The sequence below is a fragment of the Nakamurella sp. GG22 genome, assembly GCF_052976845.2.
This window is the reverse complement of sequence record NZ_JBRIIO020000031.1, coordinates 40734-53294: the sequence shown is the minus strand read 5'-3', so window position 1 is coordinate 53294 and position 12561 is coordinate 40734. Positions and strand designations below refer to the sequence as shown.

Genomic DNA, 12561 nt, shown 5'->3' with positions numbered 1-12561 from the left:
AGTCGGTGATTAAGCTATTAAGCGCCCGGTTCATCGAGCACGAATCGATGGTCGAGGATGGGTTCGACAATGCGCCATTCCTGTTGAATGGTGTCCTCACGGGCGAATCGGTGGCGGTGGCCGTCCATGGCGTCGTCGAGGAGCCGTTCGTAGGCTTCGCGTCGATGCCCGAGGGCGGTGGTGAAATCGACTTTGAGGTCGACGGGTTGGGCGATGGTGCGGGCGCCGGGAGCCTTGGTTTGCACGGACATGGTGACGCCGTCGTCGCGGCCCAGCCGGAACCGGATGAGGCCTGGCTGGGGTTCGGTGGCGTCGTGTCCGGCGAAGAGCAGACGGGGTGGCCGGCGGAGTTCGACGACTGCTTCGGTGGCATCGCCGGGCATATATTTTCCGGCGCGGACGTGGAACGGCACACCCGCCCACGATCGACGGCTCAAGCGGTGCTCCCGGTTCACGCTGTGGGCGGGTGCCGGTGGTTTGCCCTCGCTGCCGGCGCCCCACCGGTGGAGGCGCAGTACGCGACGCAGACGGCAGCGGAGATGATCGGGTGGGCGCTGGCGTTGTCCCGACGACCGCCCGGGCGTACGCGGGGGATTGGGCGCTGTTCACCGAACCCGACCACATCTTCAGCAGCAGGCGACGCCATCGCAGCGGCGGCGCTGATGTCCACAGCACCGCCGCTCGGGCGACCCGTTACTGCGCAGCGACGGATGACGCGAAGAAAACCTTGGCGTCCGCGTCTCCTGGCTGTGCGAGGACGTGACATGGTCGAAGTCGGTCTCCCAATCAGCGACCGAGACCCGAACCAGGTCTCTGCTGAGAGTTGATTGGCTCGACGCCTTGAATCGGAAACCCCCGCCGTTGTTCTGCACCGGCGTGGTGGGGGTATGCGCCGGAACGGTGTCGAACTGCCCGACGGTCGTGGTGAACGCCGAGCCATATTGAGCCAGCGCGCCGTTCTGCTTCACCTGCGTGCCGAGCAGGCCCTCGATCTTGAGTGATGCTCCTATTGGGTGTCATGACCGGTGGAATCCGCCAACCTCGTTACCACCGGACACGGCCAGTGGATCCACTCCGCCCGGAGCCGGAGCCACCCAGCAACTGGCTAAGTAATTCGCTGCGTCGACGCCGTCCGAGAAATCGTTTGGCGACTTGGAAACGAACGCGGGCCTACCGGCGGGCACTGCGGTTCGTCGATCACCACCACACCGTCGCTGCGGAGTCGCCCGGCGGGTACCTGTAGCCATTTGGAACCAGCACGGTCGAGCTGGAGACCCACCTCGAGTTACTGCACTGGGAACTCGGCGCGGCCCCCATCGGCGTGTCACCCCGGCCAGCAGCCACTTCCAGATCGAGCTTTCCCAGGCTGCGGGAGGTCGAGCCGGGTTTGGCGTGACCATCGCCTGCGTCCGTCAGTCCCTGCGCGCAAACGACCTCGAGACCATCCTCCCGTCGCGGCCGCGCCTTGTGCAGGGAAAAGGCGCGGCCGCGACCGGCAAGTCAGCCCCATGATGTGCAGTATGGAGACGGCGTTGGCGTTGGCGTTGCGGTAGGCGATCTGGCGTCACCGTGAGCCGCTGTCGCATCGAAAGCCTCACCAGTCGGCTCTCCGCGCGATTGCCTGCAGGTCAGCCGGGTCAGCGACGGCGTCGGCTGGGTTCTCCGGCCAGGTTTCGACCGTTTCAGCGGCCCAGTCGGCCCACCGGGCAACCATTGCGTAGAAGTCGGTGAAGAAGGCCCCGGCCAGCATGGGCGGGGCTGCGCGGTCCTGCTGAGGGCCCTCTCCGGATGCGTATTCGCGGGCGATGGCCAGGTTGCTGGCGTTGGCTTGCTCGGCCCAGGCGCGGGCGGCGGCAATTGTTCGCAATGCGTCGTCGCGGGTGCCGTTGTCGGCGAAGGTGAGCTTGACCAGCTGCTCGAATTCGACGGCCGGTCCCTCTCCCGGTTCGGCTAGCCACTCGGCCAGGGCGGCGCGGCCCTGGCCGGTGATCGTGTAAACGGTGCGTGGCCGCTGGCCCACGTGCTCGGTGGCTGCGGTGGACCATCCGAGCGCCACCAACTTCTTGGGTTCCAGGTAGAGCCGGCTTTCCGCGCGCGGCCACATCCGTCCGAGGCTGCGCTGGACCTGCCGGGTCAGTTCGTAGGTGCTCCATGGATGTGCAGCAAGCAGGCCGAGGACGGCAAATGTGGTGCTGGTAGCGCGAGGGCTTGACATTTACTCTCCTTGAGACGATCCTTGGTACTCTCAATGAGAGTATAGGAGAGGGAGATGTTCGAGACCACGGCCGCCGTCGATGCGAGCAACCGGGACCAGGAGCGTTCCTGGGACGGCGACGATGGCGCTTACTGGGCCACCCATTACGAGCGCTTCGAGGCCTCGTTGGCGCTCTATCAGCCGGCGTTCATGGCAGCCGCGGCCATCAGCCCGCATCATCGGGTGCTCGACATCGGCTGCGGCACCGGTGTTTCCACTCGCGCGGCCGCTGAGGCGGCACACACAGGGGAGGTGCTGGGCGTCGACCTGTCCGCGCAGATGATCGCTGTCGCGCGTCGGTTGGCCAACCGGGCCGGACTGCGCAACGTGGCATTCGAGCGGGCCGACGCCCAGATCCACCCCTTCGAAAACGAGCATTTCGACCGTGTCATCAGCCGCACCGGAGCAATGTTCTTCGGTCGCCCGGACGTGGCCTTCCGCAACCTGCGGCGCAGCCTGAAGCCCGGGGGTCGGCTCGCCCTGCTGGCCTGGCAATCACCTGACCGTCAAGAGTGGGTCAGCGCCTTCTCCCAAGCGCTCACCGGCCGGACTCCGCCGATGCCGCCCGCCGACCTCCCGGGCCCTTTCTCCCTCAGCGACCCCGACCGAGTGCACGCTTTGCTGCAAGCAACCGGGTTCAGCGACATCCAGTTGACCGCGGCCACCGAAACAACCACCTATGGACGCACTGTCGACGAGGCACACGACCTTCTTCTGGGCACACTCGGCTGGATGCTCGAGGGACAAGACCAGCGGCGACGCGAACAGTCGATCGCCGCGCTGCGCAGCGTCCTCGAAACCCACGTCACCGCAGACGGGGTCCGTTTCGGATCCGCCGCGTGGCTGATCACCGCGCAACGCACCTAGCAACCTAGGAACGACCTGAGTTCTCCGAGGGTCAGCACCACCATTCACGCGGTCGCCTGACCACCGCAGACAACACCTACCCGAAATGGAGCACGACCATGCTCACAACCGTCCTGATCACCGGCGCCACCGGCACCGTCGGGAGCGTCCTCGTCCGTACCCTCGTCGGTTCCGGCGTCCGCCCCCGTGTCTACGTCCGAGATCCCGAGAAGGCCCGAGCACTGTTCGGCGGCGACATCGATGTCAGCGTAGGGGATCTCGCCGACCAGGACGCGCTACGCCACGCCCTCACCGGGGTGGACGCGTTCTTCCTCGCTTGCGGCAACGTCCCCGACCAGGTGGACCTCGAGTGTGCGGCCATCGACGCCGCCACATCCGCAGGCGTACGCCGATTGGCGAAACTCTCGGCACGCGGCGCCGCCAGCACCGCCACCGCTGCGGTGTGGCGCGCACACGCGGCCATTGAGGAACACCTCACCACTGCCAATGTTTCGGCGGTGATCCTGCGGCCCGCGTTCTACATGACCAACCTGCTTGCAGCGGCCGAACCGGTGCGTCACTTCAATGCGCTGCCGGCCGCGGCCGGCACTGCGCCTATCGCCATGATCGACCCGGCCGACATCGCTGCCGTGGCAGCCCGGGTCCTGTTCGACGACTCGGTTCGCCCGGGTGTCTTGCAGCTGACCGGTCCTGAAGCCCTCACCTACCACCAGGTCGCACAACGGCTGTCCGACGTCACCGGTCGCGACATCAGTTACCTGGACGTGCCTCCCGACGACGCCGCCAAGGCGATGGTGGCCAACGGGATTCCCGAACCAACCGCGAGGCAGATCCTCGAAGTCTTCGCCGGACTACGACGCGGCGAGTACGCGACCACCACCGACGACGTGCCGCGCATCATCGGCCGGGCCGGCAGGACACTCGCCGAATTCGCCCGCGCCCACGCAGCTGCCTTCACCGAGTTGGTGAAGGCGTGAACACCTACTCCGTTGACCAAAGTCTTTGCCTGCCAGCTCTCTTCATCCCGGGCCTGGCCGGCCATGCCGCAGAGTTCGACGCCCTCGCGCAGCTGTTGAGCGGCCCCACCCTCTGTCTCGACCCCGTCTACACCGGTGACCTGTCCATCGCGGGCCAGGCGCAGCACATCACTGAGCAGGCCCTGGCCGCCGGGTTCTACAGGTTCGTCGTGGTCGGGCACAGCCAGGGCGGGCTCGTCGCTCTCGAGTTGGCGGTGTCCCGTCCCGACCTGGTGGCCGGTGTTGTCATCCTGGACTCGCCGATCCAGCTGCCACCACCGCTGAGAGCCGCGCTGCGCCTTTTCACCGCCCTGCTCCGTACACCCGTTGGACCGTCGCTGCTCCGGGCGTTCTACACCGCAACGTTTTCCGAGGTGGACAACCCCCGGCACCGGCACGCCCTACTGGACCGACTTGCCCGTGTGCCGCACGAAGCCGCCCGGCACATCGTCGGCGCTGCATTCGGCTACGACAGCGCCACCGCGCTCAACTCGATCCAGGTACCGGCGTTGTACGTCAAGGCCAACATTCCGACCAAGCTCGATCGGCTACCGGCGTCTGTCCGGGGATGCGAGATCAGCGGGGTCGGCCATTGGGTCCACGTACACCGACCGCGGGACCTGAGCCGGGAACTCCACCAGCTGGCCGTCACCCCACCCGTTAGTGAGGCATTCACGAAACAGCCGACCGTGGCTGTCTTTCCGCTCGCAACACCGCGATCGGTTCATAACGGCGAGCAACTGGCAAACACCGCCCTGTTCAGCTCGAAAGGACCAGTTCCATGAACCCCACCACGGCCGTCACTGGCCCCGACCACACCGAGAACGCCGCCGGACGGTCCGCACCAACACGCCGCAAGCTCGTCACGGCGTGCATCGGCGGCGCCATCGGCGGGCTGGCGCTGTTCTGCGACCTGTCCCTGCACGCCTTCAATCCGCTGGGCCGCTCCTACTACCTGGCGGCCACCGTGATGGCGCTCTGCCTCCTCGGCTTACCGGCTGCGTATTGGCTGCGCGGCGCAATCGCCACCGGATGGCGCCGCGGGCTCGCCGCTACCGGAACCGGCTTGGTCGTCCTGGGTGTCGCCGCCTGGATCACCGCCTTCGCGATCGTGTTCACAGATCCCGACGGCGCCTTCTCCCAACGACTCACCCCGGCAGGGTCGGTCCTGATGGCCCTGGGCATGCTGCTGCTGGGCACCGCAGTACTGGTTTCCCAACGTCTCTCGGGCATTTGTGCACTGGCCCCCTTGATCGTCGGCGTCTACTTCCCCGCCCAGCTCACCATCCAGCTCACCTTCTTCATCAACGGCAAGGACGCCACTCCAGGACCCAATGGCGCCCTGCTGGGAACGTGGGGGCTCCTGTGGGCCTGGGCGGCTTGGGCAGCCTGGTTCCGCGTGGGAACGCGTGGGAACGCGCACTGACGCGGCATCACCCACGGCGTACACGCGTCACGTCCTCCGGCTTGGACCGGACCGCCGCACCGGCGGGCCCCTACTCACCATCGCGCGCATCACCAAAAGCACAAAAGAAAGGAATCACCATGCTGACCAGAATCCGCAGGCGCACCCGTGACCGCCGCAGGCGGGCAACCATGATCAAGACCATTGCCGGCGCGAGCCAGCCGCAAAGGGACGAACTGATCGTCCTGGCACAACGGCAAGGCCTGCTGTGAGTGCGGCCTTGGTACGCCGGCGCCGCCGCCTCTACCGCTGCCTCCGCCGGAAGCTCCACCGACGTTGTGCCGCGGTGATGTCAACGGCAGCCCCAGCAACGACGCCACCCCGGCCCGCGACCCCGGTGACCTCAGCCAGCGCCTGCACAGCCGCGGACAGCTTCACCGGCTGCTGCTCGCTCACTGAGGTCTTGTCGCCTGGGGTGACGGTTAGGATTTCGTCCATTCCTGAGACTCCACTTTTCGGCTCGATTTCGACAGCGTTCGAGACGCGGTGGCACCGCCGGTGTCAGGTGGCGGTGATCGCCCGAAGGACGCCCATCCGGGCTGCGCGGCGGGCGGGGAAGACGGCGGCGAGCACGCCGACCGCACCGGCCAGCAGGACGAACACGGCCAGCTGGGTCCACGGGATGGACAGCACGGTGATGCCTTGACCGGCCATGGCACTACGCAGGCTGATCCCGAAAACGACGCCCAGCCCGATCCCGAATACGGCGCCCAGGATGGCGATGGCCACCGATTCCAGCCGGATCATCGACCGCAGCTGCCGGCGGCTCATCCCGACTGCGCGGAGCAGCCCGACCTCGCGGGTGCGTTCGATCATCGACAGCCCGAGGGTGTTGACGATGCCGAGCACGGCGATGATCACCGCCAGGGCGAGCAGCGCGTAGATGATGGCCAAGAACTGGTCGATCGTTGCCCGTTGGGTGTCGGCGAAGGCGGCCTTGTCCTGCAGTGTCACGGTCGGTAGTGCGGCCAGTTCGGCTTGGATTCCGGCGGCCACCGCGGCCGGGTCCGCGCCGGGAACCTGCGATACGAAGACGATCGAATCGACGGGTGCGACGCCACCGGCGGTGAGAACTGCGGGTGAGACCACGAGGTCCGCGGCGAGGAACCTGTTGGCGGTGATGATGCCGGTGACCGTGAGGTCGGTGGCGCGGGCGGGCAGCCCGACAGTGACGGTGTCGCCGACTTTCCACCCTTCGGCGGCGGCCCGGGGGTTGGAGACCAGCAGACCCTGGTCGCCGGTGGTGAGGCTGCCCGATTCCACGGTCATCGCGACGACCTGGTTGAACACGGGGGGGTCGACCGCGGCCACCGCGCCGTCCTGTCCGTTGACCATGGCAGCGGTGACCCGCAGCGGAACCGCGAGCGCCACCCCAGGGACGGCGGCGATCCGGGACGCGATCGCCGGGGAGAACGGCGCCGACGTTGCGCCGGACACCACGTAGTCGGCGGTGAGGCCGGTGCTGACGATCTCGTCCGTGCTGGACTTCAGGGACTGGCCCAGGACCGCCATGGTGCTGATCAGCGCCAGCCCGATCATCAACGCCGACGCGGTCGCGGCGGTCCGCCGGGGGTTGCGGCGCGAGTTCTCCCTGGCCAGGGTTCCGACGGTTCCGAACAACCGGGGGAACGGTCCGGCGATGACCGCGACGATCGGCCGGCCGATCACCGGGCTGAGCAGCGCAACCCCGACGAACACCGCCAGCACCCCACCACCCAGCACTGCCAGGGCACCGTCGAAGGCCAACCCCCACACCATGAGGACGGCACCCGCAGCGGTCAGCACAGCCCCGCCGAGCATCCGCCGGCGCAGCGATGACTCGGGGATGGCGACCTCGTCGCGCATCGCGGCGATCGGTGGCACCCTGGACGCCTTCCGCGCGGGCAGGTACGCGGCGACGAGGGTGACCAGCACACCGACCGTGTAGGCGGCGGCGACCGTGCGCCACTGGAACACCAGCTCGGCTGCGGTCAGGTCGATGCCGATGGCCCCGAACAATGTCTTCAATCCCTGGGCCAGGCCGACACCGAGCAGCAGCCCGATGGTGGACCCGATCAGCCCGATCACCAGCGCCTCGAACAGCACCGAGCGGGTGACCTGCGGGCGGGACGCACCCAGCGCCCGGAACAGGGCAAGTTCCCGGGTGCGCTGGGCAACGACGATGGAGAACGTGTTCAGGATCAGGAAGGTGCCCACGAACAGCGATACCGCGGCGAACACCAGCAGCAGGGCGGTGAAGATGGACAGGGTCTGTTGCAACTGGCTCTGGTTCTCCGCGGCGGTCTGCTCGTCGTCGACGGCCTCGAACCCGGGCGGCAACGCCGTCGTGACGGCGTCTCGGAGCTCCGAGTTGGGTAGTGTTCCGTCGCCGGTGACAGAAATCTCCTGGAACGCGTCCGCGCCGCCCAGGTACAACTGCTGCGCCGTTGGGGTGTCCATCAACACCAGCGTCGCCCCGACGAGGTTGCCGGTCGGGCCGAAACGGACGGTGCCGACCATGGTGCCGGTCACCGAGGGCTGCTCACTTGAGGTGATCAGCTGCACGCTGTCTCCTACCGCGTAGCCGGCGGTGGCGGCGGTCTTGTCGTCCAGCAGCAGCTGCCCCGGCCCGGTCGGGGCGGTGCCCGAGGTGATGGTGGTGATCTGGGATCCATCCGCGGCGGGGCCGCCGGTGTAGTTCCCGCCGATGCCGGGGGCGCCGCCGCTGCTGCCGCCGCTGCTGATCACCTTGCCGTCTTTGCCGATGACCAGGGTGCCCTGGTCGGTGATGTCGCCGTCGGCCCGGGCAACACCGGGCAACTCGGCCAGCGCCGCGACCAGCGCCGCCGGTGCGACCCTGGTGTCCGAGCCGGTGAACCCACCCGAGGACGCGGCCTGCGAGTCCGCGGGTCGGACCATCACATCCGGGGCGGTCTGCCGGAAAAGGTCGGTGAAGCTGCTGTTCAGGGTGTCGGTGAAGATGAAAGTGCCGGAAACGAACGCGACCCCCAGGACGATCGCGAAGGTACTCATCGCCATCCGAAGCTTGTGCACAAGCAGGCCTTTCAACGTGGAGTGCAGCATCACGACACCCCCGCCGGGAGTGAACTGTTGCTGTCGAAACCCTTCATCCGGTCAAGCACCCGATCCGCGGTGGGATCGGCCATCTCGTCGACGATCCGCCCGTCGGCCAGGAACAGCACCCGGTCGGCGTACCCGGCGGCCACCGGGTCGTGGGTGACCATCACCACGGTCTGGTCGAACTCCCGGACCGAACGGCGCAGGAAACCCAGCACCTCCGCGCCGGCCACCGAATCGAGGTTCCCGGTCGGTTCGTCGGCGAAAATGATCTCTGGACGAGACAGCATGGCCCGGGCGCACGCCACTCGCTGCTGCTGGCCACCGGAGAGTTGGCTCGGCTTGTGCCGGACTCGCGCAGCCAGGCCCAGGGTGGCGATCACGGTGTCCGACCAGGCTCGGTCAGGTTTCCGCCCGGCGATGTCCATGGGCAGGGTGATGTTCTCCAACGCAGTCAGGGTCGGTACCAGGTTGTAGGACTGGAACACGAACCCGACCCGGTCCCGCCGGAGCAGTGTCAATTCCTTGTCTTTCAGCGTGGTCAGCTCCGCGTCGCCAATGAAAACCCGCCCCGACGTCGCGTCATCAAGCGCAGCAAGGCAGTGCAGCAACGTCGATTTCCCCGAACCCGACGGCCCCATGATCGCGGTGAACTGGCCGCGACCGAATTCCACGCTCACCCCGTCAAGGGCGGCCAGCGCGGTATCCCCCGACCCGTACACCTTCCGCAGATCAATCGTCCGAGCCGCCGCAGTCCCAGGGAGACCGTCAAGAACAGTGGGAACGAGACTTGTACTCATCATGCAACTCCGGGCTCAGACCAAGCATCAAATGGTGGAGAAAAACAGACGGCCCGACAGGGCCATGCAACAAGGATTATCCCCTTAGTTGAGATGTGTCACCGACCAATTCCATGATCCGGCCACACGCAGATGATGACGTTCATCACCACTCGAAGAAAAGGCCATGAATTCCTGCCGCACCTGCCGGATAAAACAGCTACGGGTGAGATCTCGCGTGGATCTACCGGGGTAGGTGTCCTCGAGGACGGTGTTGGTCATGACGTCGTGGAAACGGGCGGGTTCCTCGAACATCGCCCGGTGCCCGGAGTGGTCGAACACGAAGAGCTGTTTGGTCGGTGCCTGCAGTTGGATGAACCATTCCCCCCGCTCAGCCGTCCGTGCGACTGCCGGCGGCGATAGGCCAGATCGACGGTTCTGTGCTGCGGTGTCGGTGAGCCTGGTTGTAGGCCAAGGAGGTGAGTGCGAACTCGCCGTAGGTCCAGGCGCCGGTGGCGGGGTGCCACCTGGTCTCCGCAGTGGTGGGGACCCTCGCGGGGCCCACCTTGGCGTAGTCGCGGACCGGGGTGCTCCAGCCCACGCGAGTGAACGTGCGACCATCCGGTGAGCCCGCCGCCCTATCGTCGGAAACAAAATCGACCAGGTCGCCGTCGTCGTCGAACGTCAGTTCCGCTGTGATGGTGTTGACCCCCAGGGTGAAATGGCCGATGACATGGTGCGCGTCAACGCAATCCCAGGTGACCGTGAAATTCGAGGTGGCGAAGATCAGTGCGCCCGGCGCCAGGACGCACATGTCGTTGAACAGGGTGACCGTTTCGGCGCGGGTCATCTCAGCGCCGTGTGCATCGACCATGGTGCGGACGGACAGCAGCCTAACCCGCATCGTTGCGCCCTTGTCGTCGAAGGAGTGCAGCACATCGACCGGCAGACCCTTCATCCGGGCGTCCATCCGGAAGAAGCGACGTGGAGTGTCCAGGATGTTCACCTGGTCCGCCGTGAACCCCATCCACGGGCTGTCCGGGTCGCTGCGGATCCGACCGGTGAACCTCGCCCGGAAATCAACCACCCTGGGCCGACCGACCACCTCGGCCCGGCGGAGATAACGCTGCAACGGATCCGGCAGCGCCACCAGATCCTCCTCCGTCACGAGTCGTGGATCGGCGGACGGCCACTCCCGCGCAATGTCATGTTCGGATTCCGCGCGCAGACTGAACGGTCCACGTGCAGCGAACCCGTACGCCACCGCCACGAGCAGCAGTAGGTTGGCGACCGTGCCGACGCCGGCGTCGGACCAGGCTGTTGCGATCGCGACCTGCGACGTCGCGACCGCCAGCGCACCGACGATCCACCACCACCGCGGGGTGACGAACAGTGCGGCAGCCGCCGCGAAGCAAAGCAATGCAGCCATCAGCCACACCACCCCGACGGGTTCGGAGATTGACTGGGCTAGCAGCGGCAGGTCGGCGACGCCGAAGGCCTTGGCAAATCCGAACAGGTGGATCAGGCCGTGCAGCACGAACAACGCTGCGACAACGATGCGGACCATGTCCTTTTCCAGGCGAGTTTCTTGAAAGATCGGGCGACGAGCTGCCGTCCGTGATGCCGATGCGGATCGGTCTCACACCGGTTGCGGTACCCGCGGGAGTGTCGGCCCGGCGGCCGGCAGCACCGGTGGCGGCGCGGCCGGTTCGGATCCGCCCTGGTCGAGCCGGAAGGGTGGGTACTGGTCGGTCATCAGAGTGGCGTAGGCGATGACCCGGTAGATCCACCGGTTGAACCCGACGATCGCGGCGAACAACTGCAGGGGGTATTTCGCGGAAAACAGCAGGATGACGGCGGCGATGACGACCAGCAGCCCGAGAAGGCCGCCGCTGCCGACCGGCCCGAACGCGAACCGCTCACCGGTCGAGGACCAGCCCCACCAGTTGGTGACGAGCAGTCCGATCATCACGTAATGCGGGATCGCCAGCAGCCACCATTTGATCAGCACCAGGCCCCGGGAAAGGTGTGCCGGGTAGGCGAGGTCGAGGGTGGCCGGGTAGTCCGGGGCGGCCCCGAGGGTGAACGGTGGGTACTGGTCGGTGCCGAGACCGCCGCTGGAGGCGTAGTAGGACACCCGCCAGGTCCACCTCAGCACACCGCTGGTGAAGTCGAACAGCCCGCGGGGGTAGCGGCCGGTGAACAAGATGCCGACCCGGCAATGACGGTGACCACCAGGAATGCCGGCCACAGAAACGTCAGGATGACGTAATGCGGGATGGCCAGGAACCATTTCACCATCCACTTCCAGCGGGAAAGACCCGGATCGAGGTGGGCGGTGAGGACGACCGGATGCTCCGCCGTCGCCGAGCCTGCCGCATCGGCCGGCACTGCGCCGCCGACGACCGGCGCCCACCCCCGATCTGTCTTGCCGGTGCGCCTGCCTGAGGCCCCGACGACGATCAGAACGATCGCGCCGGCGGTGGTCACAAAACCGGCGATCAGCAGGATGATCAAGAGCGGCAGCAGGAATCCGGCTTTGATCTGCACCATTCCGGCGACCGAGACACCGGGCGATCCGTCAGCATTCATGATCACCGCCGCCCATCGGCCATCGGTGGGGTGCCAGCTCAGTTCCTGCGTTCCCACTCCCTGGGTTGATGCGACCCAGAAGGTTTGATCGCCGGGGGCCGCTGCCTTCCATCCTCCTTCGCTGGTGCGGTAAACCGGCGTGCCCTTGGTCAAACCGATGATCTCGGCGTGTCCGACGCCGCTGAGGTAGGCATCGACATCGGCTGCGGGACCGATCCCGAGAAACGTCCCGACGTCACCGCTGACGGCGGTGGCACGAAGCCGGACGTCGGTGTCCAGGGTGTCGATCACCCACGTCGACTTCTGCAGATCAGTTGTCAGTGTGGGCGTTTCGGCGGTGATGGCCGCGGTGGCGGTCCGCAGACCGATCACCGACGACGAGAAGTAGCCCGCATCGTTGCGTCCGGTGGTGTACGCGAGGCCGAGCAACCCGCCACCGAACAACATCCCGAGACCCGGCACCAGCAGCAGGCATCCGATGACCAGGGCGACAATCCGAGATGTCTTCACCGCGGGCTTCCTTTCACTCCA

General features: G+C 66.8%; 14 protein-coding genes. 5 read left to right on the top strand and 9 right to left on the bottom strand.

All coding sequences use genetic code 11. The annotated features are described in order from the left end of the window. Positions 1–17: 17 nt before the first annotated feature. The 3 genes from ACVBEQ_RS23710 to ACVBEQ_RS23700 all read right to left on the bottom strand — a co-directional run bounded on the left by ACVBEQ_RS23710 (position 18) and on the right by ACVBEQ_RS23700 (position 2215). The gene (locus ACVBEQ_RS23710) at positions 18–437 is read right to left on the bottom strand and encodes a hypothetical protein (protein WP_473163203.1); all 420 of its coding nucleotides are present in this window, start codon (positions 435–437) and stop codon (positions 18–20) included. 189 nt (positions 438–626) lie between these two features. Continuing rightward, entirely contained in the window at positions 627–968 is a 342-nt protein-coding gene (locus ACVBEQ_RS23705; protein WP_447155859.1) for a hypothetical protein, read from the bottom strand. Between the two features lie 626 nt (positions 969–1594). Then, a complete protein-coding gene (locus tag ACVBEQ_RS23700; RefSeq protein ID WP_447155858.1) occupies positions 1595–2215 on the bottom strand; it encodes a PadR family transcriptional regulator in 621 nt (206 codons plus the stop codon). A 54-nt stretch (positions 2216–2269) separates the two neighbouring features. Here ACVBEQ_RS23700 and ACVBEQ_RS23695 point away from each other — a divergent pair, with 54 nt between their 5' ends. The 5 genes from ACVBEQ_RS23695 to ACVBEQ_RS23675 all read left to right on the top strand — a co-directional run bounded on the left by ACVBEQ_RS23695 (position 2270) and on the right by ACVBEQ_RS23675 (position 5814). Continuing rightward, positions 2270–3121, top strand: coding sequence for a class I SAM-dependent methyltransferase (locus tag ACVBEQ_RS23695; RefSeq protein ID WP_447155857.1), 852 nt, complete (start codon positions 2270–2272; stop codon positions 3119–3121). A gap of 98 nt (positions 3122–3219) precedes the next feature. Continuing rightward, complete coding sequence (locus tag ACVBEQ_RS23690; protein ID WP_447155856.1) at positions 3220–4098, top strand: SDR family oxidoreductase; 879 nt, start codon at positions 3220–3222, stop codon at positions 4096–4098. Next, positions 4095–4922: an alpha/beta fold hydrolase gene (locus ACVBEQ_RS23685; RefSeq protein WP_447155855.1), complete on the top strand. Its 828-nt coding sequence runs from the start codon at positions 4095–4097 to the stop codon at positions 4920–4922. Before ACVBEQ_RS23690 ends, ACVBEQ_RS23685 begins: the two co-directional genes overlap by 4 nt. Beyond that, positions 4919–5563 (top strand): hypothetical protein, encoded by a 645-nt coding sequence (locus tag ACVBEQ_RS23680; protein ID WP_447155854.1) that lies wholly within the window; start codon positions 4919–4921, stop codon positions 5561–5563. The genes ACVBEQ_RS23685 and ACVBEQ_RS23680 overlap by 4 nt, the downstream gene beginning before the upstream one ends. Positions 5564–5682: 119 nt before the next feature. Beyond that, positions 5683–5814 (top strand): hypothetical protein, encoded by a 132-nt coding sequence (locus ACVBEQ_RS23675; protein ID WP_447155853.1) that lies wholly within the window; start codon positions 5683–5685, stop codon positions 5812–5814. A 31-nt stretch (positions 5815–5845) separates the two neighbouring features. Here the strand turns inward: ACVBEQ_RS23675 and ACVBEQ_RS23670 are convergent, their stop codons facing one another. The 6 genes from ACVBEQ_RS23670 to ACVBEQ_RS23645 form a co-directional block, all read right to left on the bottom strand. Beyond that, on the bottom strand, positions 5846–6040 hold the full coding sequence (locus tag ACVBEQ_RS23670) for a hypothetical protein (protein ID WP_447155852.1): 195 nt from the start codon (positions 6038–6040) through the stop codon (positions 5846–5848). Positions 6041–6103: 63 nt separating this feature from the next. Beyond that, positions 6104–8614 (bottom strand): ABC transporter permease, encoded by a 2511-nt coding sequence (locus ACVBEQ_RS23665; RefSeq protein WP_447155851.1) that lies wholly within the window; start codon positions 8612–8614, stop codon positions 6104–6106. 50 nt (positions 8615–8664) lie between these two features. Next, positions 8665–9459 carry an ABC transporter ATP-binding protein gene (locus tag ACVBEQ_RS23660; RefSeq protein ID WP_447155850.1) on the bottom strand — a complete coding sequence of 265 codons (795 nt, stop codon included), beginning with the start codon at positions 9457–9459 and terminating at the stop codon, positions 8665–8667. A 370-nt stretch (positions 9460–9829) separates the two neighbouring features. Further along, positions 9830–11005 (bottom strand): DUF6544 family protein, encoded by a 1176-nt coding sequence (locus ACVBEQ_RS23655; protein WP_447155849.1) that lies wholly within the window; start codon positions 11003–11005, stop codon positions 9830–9832. Positions 11006–11077: 72 nt separating this feature from the next. Then, on the bottom strand, positions 11078–11644 hold the full coding sequence (locus ACVBEQ_RS23650; RefSeq protein ID WP_447155848.1) for a DUF4389 domain-containing protein: 567 nt from the start codon (positions 11642–11644) through the stop codon (positions 11078–11080). Beyond that, the gene (locus ACVBEQ_RS23645) at positions 11590–12540 is read right to left on the bottom strand and encodes a hypothetical protein (RefSeq protein ID WP_447155847.1); all 951 of its coding nucleotides are present in this window, start codon (positions 12538–12540) and stop codon (positions 11590–11592) included. The genes ACVBEQ_RS23650 and ACVBEQ_RS23645 overlap by 55 nt, the downstream gene beginning before the upstream one ends. Positions 12541–12561 lie beyond the last annotated feature (21 nt).